Consider the following 16,252-nt stretch of genomic DNA (forward strand, 5'->3'; position numbering starts at 1 on the left):
AATAGAATTTTACATAGAAACAACTAAAATGGGAGAAAGCAATGACTAATAAAACTAAGGGAATTCTTTGGATGCTTGTATCAGTAATGGGTTTTACAGCTATGAGTATAGTAATAAAATATATTCCAAATATCCCAATATATGAAAAACTTTTTTTAAGAAATTTAATAAATTGCTTAATGTCTTTTGTTTTTATATTGAAAAATAAAAAAAGCCTTAAAATAGATAGAAAATTTATTCCTTTTGTATTTGGAAGATCATTATTTGGTTCTTTAGGAATGGCTGCTAATTTTTATGCAATAGAACATTTAACTATAGCAGATGCTAACATGTTAAACAAATTATCACCAGTTTTTGTTACAATCTGTGCTTGCTATTTTTTAAAAGAGAAAATTGATAAGAAACAAATAATTGGCATAATATTTATGTTATTAGCAGTTATCTTTGTTGTAAAACCAGGCAACTCTTTTACTTTGCTTCCTAGTTTAGTTGGTTTATTTGGGGCATTAACTGCGGGTTTCTCTTATACTATTATAAGATATTTAAATAATAAGGTAGAAGCAGAAGTAATAATTTTTTATTTTTCTTTGACAACTGTCTTAGGAACACTGCCCTATATGCTATTAAATTTTATAAAACCAAATTTGATAGAATTAATGTTTTTAATAGGAATAGGTGTTTCAGCAACCTTTGGGCAATTCGGTCTTACTTATGCATATAAATTTGCTCCTGCTTCTGAAGTGTCCATTTACAATTACACCATTATACTTACAGGAATGTTAGCAGGATATCTTGTGTTTGGTGAAATCCCAGATACATATAGTATAATAGGTGGAACAATAATTATTATAACAGCTATATATCTTTACTTGCACAACAAGAAAAAAGAAAAAATTGAATAAATAAAAGGTTGTTGAAAAGGATATAGTTATCCCTCCAACAACCTTATTTATTTCTATTTTCTATATAATCTGCCAAAGCTATCAAAATTTCTGCTTTATCTAGAGAAAAATTATCACTTATAAGTTTCTTTGCTCTATCTATTGTCTGTGTCAATATATTTTTACTCTCTTCCAATCCTAAAAGAGTAGGATAAGTAGATTTATTAAGTTTATCATCACTACCAATAGTTTTACCAAGATATTCAAAAGAACCTTCTATATCTAAAATATCATCTTTTACTTGAAAAGCAAGACCTATAAGTTCAGCATACTCACTTAGAATATTTTGAATATTTAAATCTGCTTTTGCTATTATACATGCAATTTCAATAGGTAATTTTATTAGTTTTCCTGTCTTATGACTATGAATATATCTTAAAGTTCTCAAATCAATATTCTTATTTTCACTACTAATATCTACCATCTGCCCACCTATCATACCATTTATTCCCGAATAAAGTGAAGTTTTTGAAACTATTTTCACAATTTTATCTGCACTTAAGAAATTTAAGTTTTTTTCAGATAGTAAATAAAAAGCATGAGTAAGTAGTGCATCACCAATTAAAATAGCTTCAGCCTCCCCAAATTTTTTATGAGTTGTCAATTTTCCTCGTCGATACTCATCATTATCAAGTGCAGGAAGATCATCATGCACTAAAGAATAAGAATGTATAAATTCTAAAGCGATAGCAGATTTTATACCTCTTTTAATACTGACACCTAAAAGTTCCAATGTTGCAAAAAGTAAAATAGGTCTTATTCTTTTTCCACCATTTAAAACTGAGTATTTCATTCCTTCAGCAATAATCTCTGGATAGAAAAGCTCACTTAATTCTTTTTCCATTTCAAGTTCGAAAAAAATTATTTTTTCTTCTAAATAGCTCTTGAATTTTTCAGCTGTCATCTACATCTCCTCTATATCTATTTCTCCATTCTTTTCTAAGACTTTAAATAATTTCCCTTCAGCTTCATTTAGGAATTTAGATGCATTTTTTATTATCTTCATAGCATTTTCATATTCTTTTATAGATTCATCTAAAGTTAAACTTCCACTTTCTAATTTTTCAATGATTTCATCTAAATTCTGCAAATTTTCTTCAAAACTATTTTTTTTCATAATCTTCTCCTGTATTATCTAGTATAAAAAGTTAAAATCTTCTTATTATACTTTCTTTCGTCACTCTTTCTAAATCCAGCAATTTCTTCATCTAAACTTTCATGTAGGTGATGTTCACATATTATAAGTCCATTTTCTGCTAGAATATCAGCCTTTTGTATTTGCTTTAAAGTTCTTTTACAAAGTTCATCTTGATAAGGAGGGTCCATAAAAATTATATCAAATTTTTCATTTTTTCTTCCAAGAATTTCTATAGCTCTCAAAGCATCATTTTTGTATGCTCTGCATCTTTCAGTGAAAGAAAGTGCATCTATATTTTCTATTATACATCTTAAAGCTTCACTATCTTTTTCTATCATAACAGCTCTTTTTGCACCTCTGCTTATAGCTTCAAGTGCTATACTGCCACTCCCACTGAATAAATCTAAGAATACAGAGTTTTCTAAATAGGGACTAATTATAGAGAAAAGAGATTCTTTAACACTTTCTAAAGTTGGTCTTGTATCAAAACCTTTTCTTGTTTTTAACTTTCTATTTTTTGCTTCACCAGCTATTATTCTCATAAAACTCTCCTAAAATTAATATATAAACATAGCATCTCCGAAACTGAAAAATTGATATTTTTCTTTTACAGCAAGCCTGTATGCTTCAAGAATTTTTTCTCTATCATAGAGAGCTGAAACTAACATAAGTAAGGTTGATTTAGGCAAGTGAAAATTTGTTATCAAAGCATCTACAATTTTAAATTTATATCCAGGATAAATAAAAATACCTGTATCTTTTTTTTGAGCTATTAGATATCCATGCTCATCAACAGATGATTCTAAAGCTCTTGTTACAGTTGTTCCAACAGATATAATTCTTCTTCCTTCTTTCCTTGCTCTATTTATTATATTAGCACTTTTTTCAGGAATTTCAAATAATTCTTTGTGCATTGTATGTTCTAAGACATTTAAAGTCTGAACAGGTCTAAAAGTTCCAAGTCCAACTTCTAAAAATATATCAACTATTTCTATGCCTTTTTCAGAAATTCTTTTTAAAAGTTCAGTCGTAAAGTGTAAACCTGCCGTAGGAGCAGCAACAGACTCTCCCTTCATTGCATATACAGTTTGATACCTATCCTTATTTTTTAGAGTTTTGGTTATATAAGGTGGTAATGGCATATTACCTAATTTATCTAAATTTTCTTCAAAACTTCCAGAATAATAAAATTTTAAAATTCTATTTCCATCTTCTTTAATTTGCAATAATTCAGCTATTAGTAAATTATCCTCACCAATGTAAAGTTTTTGACCCAATTTTAATTTTTTAGCTGGTTTTAAAAGACATTCCCAACTATCTATATCAATCCTTTTAATAAGTAATACCTCTAAAATGCCTCCAGTACATTTGTGTCCAAAAACTCTTGCAGGTATTACTTTAGTTGAGTTCCTAACAAGCACATCTCCTTCTTTTAAATAGTCAATAATATCAAAAAAATGTTTATGTTCAACTGTAGCTTTTTCTCTATTTAAAAGCATAAGCTTAGAGTGATCTCTTGGTTCTCTTGGAATTTGCCCTATTAACTCTTCTGGTAAAAAATATTCATAGTCATTCAGATAAGTTGACATCTTCATCATCTACTTTCTTTTTACTTCCAATAGCCACTCGATAATTCCCACCATAATCTTTTAGTAGTGAAATCAACGTAAAATCATATTTCTTCAGAATTTCTTTAATATTATCAGCTTGATTATAGCCAATTTCAAAGGCTAAATATCCATCTTCTTTCAAAAAATAAGAAGCTTGCTTACTTATTTCTTCATAAAAGAAAAGTCCATCCCTTTCATCAGTAAGTGCATTTCTTGGTTCATGATTTTTTACCTCTGGCATAAGAGTTTCAAATTCTTCTTTACTTATATAGGGGGGATTGGATACTATTAAATCGAATTTTCTATCTTCTACTTTATTAAAAAGGTCAGATAGGATAAAATCTACATTTTCAACTTTATTTAAAATTTTATTTTCATTTGCAAGCTCAAGAGCCTCTTGACTTATATCCAATCCTATAACCTTAGAATTAGGGAGTTCTTTAGCTAAAGTTATGGCAATTGCTCCACTTCCTGTACCTATATCTAATATGTCACAAGAATTTTTATCATACATTAACAATTTACATTGTTCCACTAAAATCTCAGTATCTGCTCTTGGAATTAAAGCTCTTTTATCAGTTTTAAAATTATGACCATAGAAAGCCCATTCTCCTAAAATATACTGTAAGGGCTCTCTATTTTTAGCTCGTGCTATAAGCATATCTTTTATCTTTTTTTTATTTTCCTCTGATATTTCTCGGGAAATAGAAAGATTTAAAATATTTCTATTGATATTTAAAACATCTGAAAAGATATATTCAGTCTCTAGTTTAGCATTAATAACTCCAAATTTTTCCAAATAGTCGATAGATTTTTTTAGTATCTCTAAATTTTCTATTTTAAAGTTTTTCTTTTCCTCTTTTATTTCATCAAATTTTTTATTTTCACTTGTCATTTTCTTTAAATAATATTTAATCTTAGATTTTTCTTCTTCTTCTAATTTTCTTTCATGATGAAGATAAAGAGCAATACGCTCTAAGTTCAAAACATAGGAAACTAATTTTTCTGCTTCCAAGCGTGATTTTGAAAAAGAGTATTTTTTCAAATACTCTTCAGCAAACTTTAATATCTCTAATAAATTCATTTTTTACCTCATATTCACAATTTACTTAAAAAAGAATCAAAAGTATTATTCTTCGGATGCTGATAAAAGCTCAGCTTGGTGAAAAGTGATAAGCGCATCTATCATTTCATCTATATCACCATCTAAAAAAGCTTCTAGTTGATGCACAGTTAATTTTATTCTATGATCAGTTATTCTTCCTTGTGGAAAATTATAAGTTCTAATTTTCTCGGCTCTATCTCCTGTACCCACTTGCAACCTTCTTTCTGTTTCTACCTCAGATCTTTGTTTTTCTTGTTCCATCTCAAAAAGTTTAGATGCTAAATGTTTCATAGCCTTCTCCCTATTTTTTAATTGAGATCTTTCATCTTGACACTGTACTATAACACCTGTAGGTAAATGAGTAATTCTTACAGCAGAATCTGTCATATTTACATGCTGTCCTCCAGCTCCCCCTGATCTATATGTATCAATTTTTAAATCTTTAGGATCTATCTTAACTTCCTGAACATCTTCTATCTCTGGTAAAACTGCAACAGTAGCAGTAGAAGTATGAATCCTACCCGAAGCTTCTGTTTCAGGTACTCTTTGAACTCTATGTACACCTGATTCAAATTTTAGTCTTGAATAAGCACCTAAACCTATTATCGTAAAAGCTACTTCTTTTAAGCCTCCTAGTCCACTTGCTTCTTGTTTTTCAATGATTTCTACCTTCCATTTTTTTCTCTCTGCATATCTAGAGTACATTCTGAATAAGTCCGCAGCAAACAATGCTGCCTCATCTCCTCCAGCTCCCCCCCTTATTTCAACAATAACATTCTTATCATCATTTTTATCTTTAGGAAGTAATAATATTTTTAATTGATTTTCAATTTCAGGAATCTTTTCTTCAGCTTCTCTTAATTCTTCCTGCAACATTTCCTTCATATCAGGATCTTTTTCTGTCTTGAAACTTTCTTTTATAAATTCTATATCATCTACATATTTTCTATATTCCTTATACTTATCTACTATTTCAGTAATTTCATTTATTGCTTTATTACATTCAATCATTTTTTTAGAATCTGCAAGAATCTCTGGGCTTACGAGCATTTGATTTAATTCTTCATATCTAGCAACAACTTCATCTAATTTATCAAACATTTTACACTCTCCTTAATCTATGTATAAGCATAATATTATACCACATTTTTTATATTTTTCTTAAATAAATTCAATAAAAACATATTTTTTAATATTTACCTATAAATTTTTTAATTTTTTTAGAGAAAATTCTGAAAATTAGTTAAAAATGATAAAATAAATTGTACTGCACTCCTAACATTGAACAAGATTGAGGGTGCAGTACAAAAAAAATATTCTTCCTTATTTAAATAAATCATAGAAATTTTTATATATTAATCCAAATTTGAATAACAGACATAGTAACTATACCTGTTATAAAAAATAAAGTAAGTTCTCTATAATTTTTTAATAAAAAATCTATCATTTTTGAGAAAAGAACTAATCCAGTGGCAACTCCTAAGCCTAAAAATAATAGAGGCTGAATAGTAAAATTACTTATAAAAGCAACAATATTATAGTATTCTCCTAACATCAGAAGTAATAGTGAACCTGAAATCCCTGGTATTATCATTGCTCCTGCTGCAATTAAACCACAAATAAATATTTTTATTAAATATGAACGACCAAAACAACCAATATCAGATACAGTGTAAATAATTGGTGAGCTAGTTTCTTTAGGGTATTTGATGCTTAAAAAAACAAAGATTAGCATAAATATAATTCCAAAGAGAAAAGCAAGTAAATTTTTCTTTTTTTTATAATCTAAACCTTTTACAATAAAAGGAATAGATGGTATTACAAGTAATGAAAAAACAAGAGATGTAAATCTAGGATAATTTGTAATAGAAAATTTTATTATATTAGCAAATAATAAAATTCCAACACAGGCACCTATTATGACAACTATTAAATATTTTGCATAGTCAATTTTTGTTTTAAAATCAACATCCAAAAAATTTCCAATTTTTTCAACTAATTCATCATAGATATTAAGCAAAACAGCTATTGTTCCTCCAGAAACACCAGGAATTATATTTGCTACTCCTATAATAATAGATTTTAAAAATAGTTTAATCATCTGTATTCAATTCACCTTTCAAAACTCTTTTTATTCTAAGTGGAGAAAGAGCAATATATAACTCAAGAGCTCCACAGCCAGTTTTTGCTTTTAATTCATTTGGTCTATGATAAAGTTGCACTCTATCTCCTACTTTTACCTTATCATCAACTTCTATAAAAGTGTTGTCCATAGTTACTTGAGATATTTTATACTCTTTTTTATTTATTAAACAATAAGTGTTTTTATTACACTTTGGGAAGCCATCACCATAGCCAATTTTTATTTTTGCTATTTTAGTAGTAGAGGCATCTACGCTCTCTAAAGTTTCATATGCTACATAGTCAATTTCATTTGCATATTTAACTGTATCAACTTTCCCTGTAAGTTCAAATAAAACAGGTTTTAAATTTGTATCATAGTATCCAGGTTCCTGTAAACCATAAACAAGCATTCCTGTCCTAAGATGCGTAACTATTTCTATATCATAATTATATATTCCAGCAGCATTCTGTAAATGTATGATAGAAAACTTATTTTTTCCAAGACTATTTACAATATTGGTAAATTTTTTTATAACATTAAAGCCATTTTCATATTCGACAGAAAATAAGTGTGAAAAAATTCCAAAAAATTTCCAATCATTAAATTTAGCCAATTTTTTTAAACTTTCTATTTCATTTTCAGAAATGCCATTTCTTGCAAATCCAAGATCGATTTTTAAAGACATTCTCTCTGTTTCTATATTATTAGCAAGAGCATTTTTAAACTCTTCAAGATTATTAATAGATGGATAAATATTTTTATTTTCATTCAAAACTTTATAGTTGTCTATACTTTCAAAAACTAAAACTCTAAAGTCATCTATACTCAAAGTCTTAAAGTATTCAATTAAGCCTAAAGCTTCAGATAAACGAGCAACAGCCCAAGTTTTAACATTTAAATCATATAATAACTTTGCAATCAAAAAAATATCATGTCCATAAGCATTTGCTTTGATAACTGGAAGAATATCCTTATTTTTAAAATTTTTTAAATATTCGATATTGTTTTTTAAAGCTTCCTTATCAATAACTGCATAAAATGAATTACTCATACTTTCCTCCCTATAATTGAAAACAAGTTCTACTTTAATTCTATTATAAATAATAATATAATTTATTGCAAGAATCAGAACAAGAGTTAAATTATGAATTAATTTTCTATATTTTAAAATTTTATATAATACTTCGTAAATTATTTTATAACATACTAGGCAATATCCCCAATAACAAAAATATAAAAGAATAATAAAAATTTTCTATTATTTCAGCTTTTAATGTCATCTTGTATCTATAGTTTTTGTCCAACTTTCTTAAAATAAAAGCAACTATATTTATAGAAATATAGGCAATAGTGAAGGTCATTATGTCTTTCTTATCAAAGGTACCTATCATAGTTCCATGTCCACCATAGAACTTTTGTACATATTCAATAACTATCATTAATATGTATATACAGCTAAACCAAACACAATGAACTAAATAATTGTTTCTACATAATAAAAAAGCAGCTCCTGTAGAAAAAAGCCATAATCCATCAGGTAAGGAGTATATACTCCAGGTTGGAAATAATTTTCTATATAGCCAAGCTGCCTCTCTAGCCAAAATGACATAACCATTCATATCTAAAAAATGTATTAAATTATAGTAGAAGAGATTCCTACTTCTATATAATAAATAAATTAATACACCCAGAATTAAGGGTAAAAAGATAAGAGTAAATTTAATTTTTCTCATGTTTTCTCCTCCAGTATAAATATAGGGTATATTTTTATCAAAAAAAAGTCAATACTAAAAAATTTTTATATTTTGAAAGTTTCAAAATTTGTTGTAAAATATACATATAGGAAAAGGAGGTTAAACTATGATAAAAAATTTTATATATCAAAACCCTACAAAATTAATTTTTGGAAGAGAAAAAATTAAATCTTTAGCAAAAGAGGTATCAAAGTACGGTAGAAAAGTTTTACTTGTTTATGGTGGAGGAAGTATAAAAAGAAATGGTATATATGAGCAAATCCAAGAGGAATTAAAAGATTTTGAAATATTTGAGCTTGGAGGAGTAGAACCAAATCCAAGAGTTTCTACCGCTAGAAAAGCTATAGAAATTATAAAGAAAAATAATATAGACTTCATACTTGCTGTTGGTGGAGGAAGTACTATAGATTGTGTGAAATTAATTTCTGCTGGAAGCTTTTATGAAGGGGATGCTTGGGATATTGTTATAGCTAAACATAGACCTAAAAAAGCTCTCCCTTTTGGTGTAATACTAACTATTGCAGCTACTGGTTCTGAAATGAATTCAGGTAGTGTGATAACTAATTTAGAAACTGGAGAAAAGCTTGGTTGGGGAAGCTCTTTAACTTATCCAAAATTTTCAATATTGGATCCTACATATACTTTTACTGTTCCTAAAAATCAAACTGTAAATGGTGTTGTAGACTCTATGAGCCACTTACTTGAGCAATATTTTAATAGAGAACATAATCCTTTGCTTGATACTTTTATAGAAGGGGCAATGAAAACTATTATGAAATACGCTCCTCTAGCTCTAGAAAAGCCAGATGACTATGATGCCCGTTCTGTACTTATGTTATCTGCTACAATGGCTCTGAATAATTCTTTAGAATTAGGAGTAGTAGGAGATTGGGGAACTCATAGAATAGAGCATGCAGTCAGTGCAATATATGATATTCCTCATGGTGAAGGTCTTGCAATCATAATGCCTAATTGGATTTTACATATTTTGAATAAAGATGTAACTAGAGTAAAAGATTTTGCTATAAATATTATGGGAATAAACGGCGAAAATAGGTCAGACAAAGAAGTTGCAAGAGAGGGTGCTTTGGCATTACAAAGTTTCTGGAAAAAGATAGGAGCACCAACAAGATTAAGTGAAGTTGGAGTTAAAGAATCTTCTCTAGAAAAAATTGCTGAGCTTGCTATTAGACAAGATATTGGCTATGCATATCCTTTAACTAAAGAAGAAATATACCAAATTTTAAAAATGGCATATTAAATTTTCTTGTTACTAATAAGAAATCTAATATATACTTTAGGTGTTGACAGATTATATTTCTTATCTATCAACACCTTTTTTATATGCAAAAAAGAGATAAATAAACCTTTTCTTATTAAGATAAATGCCTTAACTTGCAAATTAAAGGATAGAATTTTATTTATCTCTTATCAATTTTATTAAATAATTATTTATTCTTAAAGAAAAAAATTTTAAATTATAAAAAATTTTTTATTAAATTCCTTCTTGTTTCTACTATATGAAGAATCATAAGGTTTTTAGCAGCAAGGATATCATTATTTTTTAAAGCTTCAATAATCCTTCTGTGTTCTTCAAGCGATTCCATATCTCTTGTAGATTTTTCGTTATTTATTGCTTTATGACCAACCATATATATTTTATCATTCAGTTCTTTTACCATTTCATATAACTGACTATTTCCAGTCCATTTTACAACTTTCAACTATTTTTCACCGAAATCACCAAGTTCATATATAAGCTCACAATTATAGGCTTGCGATTCACAATAATCTAATGCATCCCTTTCTACTTTTACTTTAAAATCTGGATCATCTCCTCCATATTTTTTTACCCACTTTCTTATGTCGTTATCAACAAAAGCTTCTATCTTTCCACTTTTATTACCAATTCCCATTGTAATAACAGCAAAACTACAATCCCAATCAATATGTCTATTTGACTTCTCTCCATGGATTTCAAAAAAAATTTTTTTAGCTCTATTCACAACTGCTCTCTTTGCACCCCAGCCTTCTTTCTCCTGTCCACATGGAAGATAAAAAGCCTTTCCTGTTTCATCATTCCAAACAAATACAGACCTGTTAATATAAGTTTCCATAGCTTGTTGAGGTGGAAATTGAGAGTTCTGTGCAGCTTGTTCTCTTTGTTGCCTATCATACTCTAACTGACCCCATAACATATTATTATAATTATGCCATGCTGCTGACCCTGGTTGATGAGTATTTACAACTGCAAAGGTAAATTTTCCTATCATCATAAGTAACATATAAAATATTATTTTTTTCATACTTCTCCTTTAAAAAAATTTTATTATTTATCAATTGTAACATATATTTTATATTTTTACACCAGCTTATATAATTAAGTATAACAAATTTAAAAAGTATTGGAAGTTGCTTTTAAAGAATGTTACTAAACTTTCTGATAAACAGAACCATTAAGCCTCTAAAATCTTAATTATATCCTTGATTTTATCAGTATTTAAATTGTATATATATATTTCTGGTATAACTAAATTAAAGTAAATTTCTAAAAACTTTACTCTTTCTTTTAAATCTAACTTATATACTGTAAAAAGTTTATTTAATATTTCTACACTTGGCAATTTTGCTTTTTCACGATTATGTGTTTCAAGGTGAGAAAGATATGTAAAATTCATATCTGCTTTCTCTCCCACAACTCTTAGAGATAATTTTCTCTTAGTTCTAACTTTTTTTAAGAAAATACCTAATTTTTTTTCGTATTGTTCTCTTCTTTTCTCTGTTTTATTCTCTTTCATACCTATACTCCTTTTATATTTTTTAAAAAGGAAAAAAGTTTTAATAAAATCTTTACCCTTTCTTAAAAACTATTATACCACCTTCGTATGGATATACCAAACAAAAAATTTTATTTCTTTCACAAATAAAAAAGAAGTAAATTAACTTTTTTACTTCTTTTTATTATCTATATCTTTTATAGACTGTTCTATTTCGGTTCTATACTTTTAAGTGTTGATGGTAAAATATCAACACTTAAAAGTATAGAACCTGAATTTCAAAATAAAAAAAAGAGCTATAAAAAAGATATAACTCTCCTTAAATTCAAGGATATTACAAGTTTTCACCCTGCCACTCCCTGTCAAAATATTTTTTTACTTTCAAAAAAGCATTGGTAAATAAAGATTTTATGGCGGTGAGAGAGGGATTTGAACTCGCTATAAAATCATCTGTTTATTGTTTTTTTATCCGTTTAATATATTTTTTTACTTTTAGATAACTACTACACTATTATATCTATCTTAATCATTCTTAATATTATCTTACACTATCCTTCTTCCTTTAATTTTTTATATAAATTTCTCATATTCATAACTTTAAAAGCTTTAAATATAGATTCTATTGAAATTTCTTTTTCCTTTAACAATTTTGTTAAATCAGTTTTAGATAATTCTCCATACTGCTTAAACAATTCAATAGCAGTTTTTTTAATTTCGTTATAATTAAGTTTTGATTTAAGATAAGGATTTTCAAAATTACATTCTTTTCTTAAACCCTCCATTCCTCTAAAGACAAAATAAAATGAAGTTACGCTATATTTTGAATATCTTTTTATGTCAGGGATGCTTGCACCATATTGCTTATTAAGTTTTTCAGATATTTCAATATATTCTTTTTTCATTTTTTCTTTTATAAATGTTTTCTGAATTTCTATTCTATCTATTTTTATAAGAATTTCTTCCCAGGTCTTTTTCTTTAAAATTCTTGAAATTATTCCTAGATTAGGTAATTTTTTATTTCCTGGAGTCAATCCATTCTTGAACTTCCTTTAACTCATCTTTATCGGCGAGTTCAAGAATATATTTTTTTGCTTGAGATTTAGCATTAAACTTTCTTTGCTTTACTCTCGCAATAGGATTTTTCTCCAGGTTTCTTTTATTAGCAGCAACTTGTTTTTCAGAAGTGCTGTATCCTTTTCTTCCCATGTACCTCCTTTCAGAAGAGAGTTGTAAAACAACTCTCTTCTGTATAATAAGTTATTTATTCTTCATCTTCACTTATAAACCCAACGTCAGCAATATACTGTCCACCTTCATTGTAGACTCTTCCAAATTCGTCTACAGAAAGTTTATTTTCATCTTTCCAATGCTTTAGGCATATTTCCTCATCTTCCTTAGACGAGAATTTTATTATTCCTTCCTCGTAATCCAAATAACTTAATTTTTTCATAAATCTCACTCCTTTTTATATTATTTTTTATATTGTTTTTATTTCAGTGTACATTTTTTCTATAAATATATTATCTATATATCTTTCTACATAAACTCTTGCTCTTCCTTCTACTGCCCAAAGTCTGAAATCTCTATAGTTTTCAATTCCTTGACCTTGATAAATAACATTTCTTGATATATTGCTTTTATTAGCAGAATGCTTAAAAGCTTTGTTAAATTTCATCATATTGTTTAATTCATCTCTATCAAGAGAAGTTTCAGAAAAAACTTTTCTTACTCTTTTTTCTAGTGCCCATGCAGCTTTTAAGCAAGTTGCAAAATTTTTATTATATCCTTTTCTCATTAACATCCAAGCTTTCTTCATTACTTCTCTTTTCATTTTTATTCCTCCTTTAATCTCTTATCTTGACTATATAATATCATAACTATATAGTTATGTCAACACTTTTTTTAAATTTTTTTCTTTTTATTTTCAACGTTTTATAGAGAATTTTGAAAAAATAATTAAAAAATTTTTTATAAGAAATAAAAAAAGAGGGTAGGCTCTCACCTACCCATTAATTTTTATTTCATCTTTTCATCTATATCTATTTTTTTATCAACTTTTTTATCTGAAGTTAAATTAGTACATTGATTTCCTTTGCACTGCTCGAGAGCTTTTTTTAATGCTTCAGGGAAAGGAACACCTAGTTTAGCAGCATTTTCAATAACACTTAATATTTCTGTAGCCGAATAAAATATTCCTACCATTATTCTTATCCCCATTTTGGGCATTAATTTTTCTATAACTGTAGCACAACATATAATGATTAAAACCATTATTTTTTTTTCAAGTCCTTTGTATGCTCTTGTGCTATTTAATGTCTTTGTCCGGTAGCCTATCCAAACTCCAGTAGCATAATCTAATGTCATTAGAAATAATAATGCCTTTATTAGTACATCAAAGCCACCTATTGCCCAAATTAAGATAGCTAGCAAGCTACTTCCTAGCATCATCAAATAATGTTTGGCTAACTGATATATTTGTATAATCAATTGTAGCATCCAATCAGCTCCCTTTAGTCTAGTTTTAATATTCTATTCCACTGTTTATAATATTTTTGAGCTTCTATAGTTTTATCTATAAGTGCTTGTTCTTTATATCCTTCGTTTTTTATTTTTTTCTTCCATGACAGCTCCCCAAAGCTTCTGACTGCCCTATACATAAGTGAGCTACTTACTTTTGAAACTCCATCTTCTCTCATTATATAAAGAAAAATTTTGTCGGCAAGAAACCTATTTATTCCTGTTGCATTGAGTTCAGAATATAAGAAGTCGTGGACTACTGCTGCATTAGTATATTTGCCAAAAGTTTTGAAAAAAATTCGAGCTGGTCCTGGTATCGAAGCAAGATCAGTTTTAAAATTTTTAGGAACTATAATAGAAAAGTTATTAATTCTTCTACTATAACTTTCCAGCAATATAAAACTATCTCCATCTACAATTAATTTAACATTATTCTCCATCAGCCTCATTCCCTTTTATGTCTACTTTTCTACCTGTACCGAACACATCAGAGAATTTTTGTAGTGATTTTTCTATTAGATCTACCATTCTTTTTTTAGATATAAATTTAATTATGATAAATCTTGCTACAAAAGGTAAATTTGCAGTTCTTTCTCTTACAAATTTTATTGCTGCTTCCAACTTTTTCAAGTTATCACCATGATTAAAAGATGTTTCAGCCATAACGACTGAATTATCAAAGAGTTCAACATATTTTTTTCTATTATAAAGTATGTATAAAATTCCTATTAAAGCTCCTAACATCCATAACCATTCTTCCATTGTGAAATTCCCCAAATAAGCATATATATTATTTAAAATTTCTTTCATTTTTTTCCTCCTTAAATTTAAATCCCATTATAAAATCTACTATAAATCTTGCCATAACTCTCGAATCCTTGAATTCTAAAGCCTCTACGTTAGTTCCAAAAAAAGGTTCTATTAACACATATGGAGGTTTTGTATTACAAATTCCATATGCACCTCTAGTTTTACTATTTTCTACCTCAATTAATCCTTTTGTATTTTTTTGTCGTATTGGAATATCAAATGTTATATTCAACTTTTCTAAAAAAGATAAAGCTATCTCTTTACCTTTTTTACTATTCTTATGTACTAAACATTCACATCCCTTAGCATTTTCATTTTTATGAGCATTGAAATGTAGTTCAAGACAATAATCATAGTTATGATTGTTTATTTCTTTTATAACAGGCTTCATTTCCTCAATATAATTTGTTTTTGCTTCACGACAATATATATCTATACTATCATTTATAGTATTAATTGAGTTACACACTTCTCTCCAGAAATTATATTCTGAATTTTCTAAATGAGAACTATAAGAGCCTTGTCCACGAGGATTATGACCTATAATTAAAGCTACTTTCATATCCTTCACCTCCTTTCAGAATTGGATTTTTCATCTTAAAATAACTTAAGATACTACTTTATAGCTTTTAATTTCTTTTATTTTGCTTTTAAAAATCGTTTTAAACTATTCTTTGATATTTTATATCAAAAAGAAATTTAAGAGCCCTTAACAAGCTCATTATGAATTTCCTTTCTTTTGTTTTCAAATTCTTGTTCTGATAATTTTTTAGCTATGACTTGAGTTTTAAAATAGTTTTCTGTTTTGTATACACTTGTAGTGAATGTTTTTCCATATCTAGCATAGAGTGTTAAAGTTTTTAAATCTACTTCCCATTCGTAATTATCTTCAAAATACCAAAAAGAAGTAGCTTTATCGTTCCCTATTAATTTTTCTGCAATTAATTCTATTAATGAAGCTGCCATAAGAGCTATGTCTTTGTCACGACACCTCTGTCTGTGCTCTTGACCATTAATTTTATAATCAAATCCGTAGGCAAGTGATTTAGCTTTTATTTCATCTATTCTGTTAAAATATTCCTTTTTCTCTTGATCATTATCATAAACCCAGTTTTCTCCATCCCAGTTCCAGTAATTTTTATCATCGGGCTTAGGAACTTTTATAATTTTTTTATCAACTATTTTTTCTCCTAATTCAAGTGGAATTAAAATATCATTTTCAACAAGTTCTTCTCTTGTCATTTCTCTTATAATTCCATCGGCAAATGTCGGATTTTTAAAAGGTTCCTCTCTCTCTATAACTATACAATCTTCTTTTTTTATATGCGGATAATCTAAAAATAAATTATCATGCATCAATTCCCTAACTTCTTCTTTTGTTAAATTTATGTTAAATAATTCTTTACTCTTTTTTTCTTTTGTAAATATTCTGAACATTTATTTACCTCCTTAATTTTGTGTAGATTTTTAAATCT

23 protein-coding genes are annotated in these 16,252 nt (G+C 27.7%); 2 read left to right on the plus strand and 21 right to left on the minus strand.

What is annotated here, in order from left to right; genetic code table 11:
- The first annotated feature begins 41 nt into the window (after positions 1–41).
- Positions 42–902, plus strand: coding sequence for a DMT family transporter (locus Q4A58_RS02410; protein ID WP_303116298.1), 861 nt, complete (start codon positions 42–44; stop codon positions 900–902).
- 43 nt (positions 903–945) lie between these two features.
- Here Q4A58_RS02410 and Q4A58_RS02415 read toward each other — a convergent pair whose 3' ends face one another.
- The 9 genes from Q4A58_RS02415 to Q4A58_RS02455 all read right to left on the minus strand — a co-directional run bounded on the left by Q4A58_RS02415 (position 946) and on the right by Q4A58_RS02455 (position 8,652).
- Positions 946–1,845: a polyprenyl synthetase family protein gene (locus tag Q4A58_RS02415; protein ID WP_303116300.1), complete on the minus strand. Its 900-nt coding sequence runs from the start codon at positions 1,843–1,845 to the stop codon at positions 946–948.
- On the minus strand, positions 1,846–2,058 hold the full coding sequence (gene xseB, locus Q4A58_RS02420; RefSeq protein ID WP_303116302.1) for an exodeoxyribonuclease VII small subunit: 213 nt from the start codon (positions 2,056–2,058) through the stop codon (positions 1,846–1,848).
- A gap of 14 nt (positions 2,059–2,072) precedes the next feature.
- Positions 2,073–2,621, minus strand: a complete 549-nt coding sequence (gene rsmD, locus Q4A58_RS02425; protein ID WP_303116304.1) for a 16S rRNA (guanine(966)-N(2))-methyltransferase RsmD — start codon at positions 2,619–2,621, stop codon at positions 2,073–2,075.
- Positions 2,622–2,636: 15 nt separating this feature from the next.
- Positions 2,637–3,668 carry a tRNA preQ1(34) S-adenosylmethionine ribosyltransferase-isomerase QueA gene (queA, locus tag Q4A58_RS02430; protein ID WP_303116336.1) on the minus strand — a complete coding sequence of 344 codons (1,032 nt, stop codon included), beginning with the start codon at positions 3,666–3,668 and terminating at the stop codon, positions 2,637–2,639.
- Entirely contained in the window at positions 3,649–4,773 is a 1,125-nt protein-coding gene (gene prmC / locus Q4A58_RS02435; protein WP_303116306.1) for a peptide chain release factor N(5)-glutamine methyltransferase, read from the minus strand. Before prmC ends, queA begins: the two co-directional genes overlap by 20 nt.
- Positions 4,774–4,818: 45 nt before the next feature.
- Complete coding sequence (gene prfA / locus Q4A58_RS02440; protein WP_303116308.1) at positions 4,819–5,895, minus strand: peptide chain release factor 1; 1,077 nt, start codon at positions 5,893–5,895, stop codon at positions 4,819–4,821.
- A gap of 247 nt (positions 5,896–6,142) precedes the next feature.
- On the minus strand, positions 6,143–6,895 hold the full coding sequence (locus tag Q4A58_RS02445; protein WP_303116309.1) for a DUF368 domain-containing protein: 753 nt from the start codon (positions 6,893–6,895) through the stop codon (positions 6,143–6,145).
- Entirely contained in the window at positions 6,888–7,970 is a 1,083-nt protein-coding gene (locus tag Q4A58_RS02450; RefSeq protein ID WP_303116311.1) for an alanine racemase, read from the minus strand. The genes Q4A58_RS02445 and Q4A58_RS02450 overlap by 8 nt, the downstream gene beginning before the upstream one ends.
- A gap of 145 nt (positions 7,971–8,115) precedes the next feature.
- Positions 8,116–8,652, minus strand: coding sequence for a hypothetical protein (locus Q4A58_RS02455; RefSeq protein ID WP_303116312.1), 537 nt, complete (start codon positions 8,650–8,652; stop codon positions 8,116–8,118).
- Between the two features lie 127 nt (positions 8,653–8,779).
- Between Q4A58_RS02455 and Q4A58_RS02460 the strand changes: the two genes are divergently transcribed.
- Positions 8,780–9,934, plus strand: a complete 1,155-nt coding sequence (locus Q4A58_RS02460; protein ID WP_303116313.1) for an iron-containing alcohol dehydrogenase — start codon at positions 8,780–8,782, stop codon at positions 9,932–9,934.
- 217 nt (positions 9,935–10,151) lie between these two features.
- On the opposite strand, the gene Q4A58_RS02465 is transcribed toward Q4A58_RS02460, so the two are convergent.
- The 12 genes from Q4A58_RS02465 to Q4A58_RS02520 form a co-directional block, all read right to left on the minus strand.
- Positions 10,152–10,397, minus strand: a complete 246-nt coding sequence (locus Q4A58_RS02465) for an FCD domain-containing protein (RefSeq protein WP_303116314.1) — start codon at positions 10,395–10,397, stop codon at positions 10,152–10,154.
- Positions 10,398–10,979: a hypothetical protein gene (locus Q4A58_RS02470; protein ID WP_303116317.1), complete on the minus strand. Its 582-nt coding sequence runs from the start codon at positions 10,977–10,979 to the stop codon at positions 10,398–10,400.
- 150 nt (positions 10,980–11,129) lie between these two features.
- A complete protein-coding gene (locus Q4A58_RS02475; protein WP_303116318.1) occupies positions 11,130–11,471 on the minus strand; it encodes a helix-turn-helix transcriptional regulator in 342 nt (113 codons plus the stop codon).
- Between the two features lie 527 nt (positions 11,472–11,998).
- The gene (locus Q4A58_RS02480; RefSeq protein WP_303116319.1) at positions 11,999–12,481 is read right to left on the minus strand and encodes a hypothetical protein; all 483 of its coding nucleotides are present in this window, start codon (positions 12,479–12,481) and stop codon (positions 11,999–12,001) included.
- Positions 12,465–12,656 carry a hypothetical protein gene (locus Q4A58_RS02485; protein ID WP_303116320.1) on the minus strand — a complete coding sequence of 64 codons (192 nt, stop codon included), beginning with the start codon at positions 12,654–12,656 and terminating at the stop codon, positions 12,465–12,467. Before Q4A58_RS02485 ends, Q4A58_RS02480 begins: the two co-directional genes overlap by 17 nt.
- A gap of 55 nt (positions 12,657–12,711) precedes the next feature.
- Positions 12,712–12,900 (minus strand): hypothetical protein, encoded by a 189-nt coding sequence (locus Q4A58_RS02490; RefSeq protein WP_303116322.1) that lies wholly within the window; start codon positions 12,898–12,900, stop codon positions 12,712–12,714.
- Positions 12,901–12,927: 27 nt separating this feature from the next.
- A complete protein-coding gene (locus Q4A58_RS02495) occupies positions 12,928–13,281 on the minus strand; it encodes a hypothetical protein (protein ID WP_303116324.1) in 354 nt (117 codons plus the stop codon).
- Between the two features lie 185 nt (positions 13,282–13,466).
- On the minus strand, positions 13,467–13,946 hold the full coding sequence (locus tag Q4A58_RS02500) for a holin family protein (RefSeq protein ID WP_303116326.1): 480 nt from the start codon (positions 13,944–13,946) through the stop codon (positions 13,467–13,469).
- 14 nt (positions 13,947–13,960) lie between these two features.
- Complete coding sequence (locus Q4A58_RS02505) at positions 13,961–14,407, minus strand: DUF1353 domain-containing protein (RefSeq protein WP_368501038.1); 447 nt, start codon at positions 14,405–14,407, stop codon at positions 13,961–13,963.
- Complete coding sequence (locus Q4A58_RS02510; protein ID WP_303116331.1) at positions 14,397–14,777, minus strand: hypothetical protein; 381 nt, start codon at positions 14,775–14,777, stop codon at positions 14,397–14,399. The genes Q4A58_RS02505 and Q4A58_RS02510 overlap by 11 nt, the downstream gene beginning before the upstream one ends.
- A complete protein-coding gene (locus Q4A58_RS02515) occupies positions 14,758–15,339 on the minus strand; it encodes an N-acetylmuramoyl-L-alanine amidase (RefSeq protein ID WP_303116332.1) in 582 nt (193 codons plus the stop codon). Before Q4A58_RS02515 ends, Q4A58_RS02510 begins: the two co-directional genes overlap by 20 nt.
- A 137-nt stretch (positions 15,340–15,476) precedes the next feature.
- Positions 15,477–16,214, minus strand: a complete 738-nt coding sequence (locus Q4A58_RS02520; RefSeq protein ID WP_303116333.1) for a penicillin-binding protein — start codon at positions 16,212–16,214, stop codon at positions 15,477–15,479.
- Between the last annotated feature and the right edge of the window lie 38 nt (positions 16,215–16,252).

Source organism: Fusobacterium sp., from assembly GCF_030528405.1.
Classification (GTDB): Bacteria; Fusobacteriota; Fusobacteriia; order Fusobacteriales; family Fusobacteriaceae; genus Fusobacterium.

Coding starts and splice junctions, on each gene's coding strand:
- rsmD (WP_303116304.1), bottom strand. CDS start 2,621: ATGAGAATAATAGCTGGTGAAGCAAAAAATAGAAAGTTAAAAACAAGA.
- Q4A58_RS02515 (WP_303116332.1), bottom strand. CDS start 15,339: ATGAAAGTAGCTTTAATTATAGGTCATAATCCTCGTGGACAAGGCTCT.
- Q4A58_RS02415 (WP_303116300.1), bottom strand. CDS start 1,845: ATGACAGCTGAAAAATTCAAGAGCTATTTAGAAGAAAAAATAATTTTT.
- Q4A58_RS02490 (WP_303116322.1), bottom strand. CDS start 12,900: ATGAAAAAATTAAGTTATTTGGATTACGAGGAAGGAATAATAAAATTC.
- prfA (WP_303116308.1), bottom strand. CDS start 5,895: ATGTTTGATAAATTAGATGAAGTTGTTGCTAGATATGAAGAATTAAAT.
- Q4A58_RS02510 (WP_303116331.1), bottom strand. CDS start 14,777: ATGAAAGAAATTTTAAATAATATATATGCTTATTTGGGGAATTTCACA.
- Q4A58_RS02475 (WP_303116318.1), bottom strand. CDS start 11,471: ATGAAAGAGAATAAAACAGAGAAAAGAAGAGAACAATACGAAAAAAAA.
- Q4A58_RS02470 (WP_303116317.1), bottom strand. CDS start 10,979: ATGAAAAAAATAATATTTTATATGTTACTTATGATGATAGGAAAATTT.
- Q4A58_RS02445 (WP_303116309.1), bottom strand. CDS start 6,895: ATGATTAAACTATTTTTAAAATCTATTATTATAGGAGTAGCAAATATA.
- Q4A58_RS02505 (WP_368501038.1), bottom strand. CDS start 14,407: ATGGAGAATAATGTTAAATTAATTGTAGATGGAGATAGTTTTATATTG.
- prmC (WP_303116306.1), bottom strand. CDS start 4,773: ATGAATTTATTAGAGATATTAAAGTTTGCTGAAGAGTATTTGAAAAAA.
- xseB (WP_303116302.1), bottom strand. CDS start 2,058: ATGAAAAAAAATAGTTTTGAAGAAAATTTGCAGAATTTAGATGAAATC.
- Q4A58_RS02495 (WP_303116324.1), bottom strand. CDS start 13,281: ATGAAAAGAGAAGTAATGAAGAAAGCTTGGATGTTAATGAGAAAAGGA.
- Q4A58_RS02485 (WP_303116320.1), bottom strand. CDS start 12,656: ATGGGAAGAAAAGGATACAGCACTTCTGAAAAACAAGTTGCTGCTAAT.
- queA (WP_303116336.1), bottom strand. CDS start 3,668: ATGTCAACTTATCTGAATGACTATGAATATTTTTTACCAGAAGAGTTA.
- Q4A58_RS02460 (WP_303116313.1), top strand. CDS start 8,780: ATGATAAAAAATTTTATATATCAAAACCCTACAAAATTAATTTTTGGA.
- Q4A58_RS02500 (WP_303116326.1), bottom strand. CDS start 13,946: ATGCTACAATTGATTATACAAATATATCAGTTAGCCAAACATTATTTG.
- Q4A58_RS02520 (WP_303116333.1), bottom strand. CDS start 16,214: ATGTTCAGAATATTTACAAAAGAAAAAAAGAGTAAAGAATTATTTAAC.
- Q4A58_RS02410 (WP_303116298.1), top strand. CDS start 42: ATGACTAATAAAACTAAGGGAATTCTTTGGATGCTTGTATCAGTAATG.
- Q4A58_RS02450 (WP_303116311.1), bottom strand. CDS start 7,970: ATGAGTAATTCATTTTATGCAGTTATTGATAAGGAAGCTTTAAAAAAC.
- Q4A58_RS02455 (WP_303116312.1), bottom strand. CDS start 8,652: ATGAGAAAAATTAAATTTACTCTTATCTTTTTACCCTTAATTCTGGGT.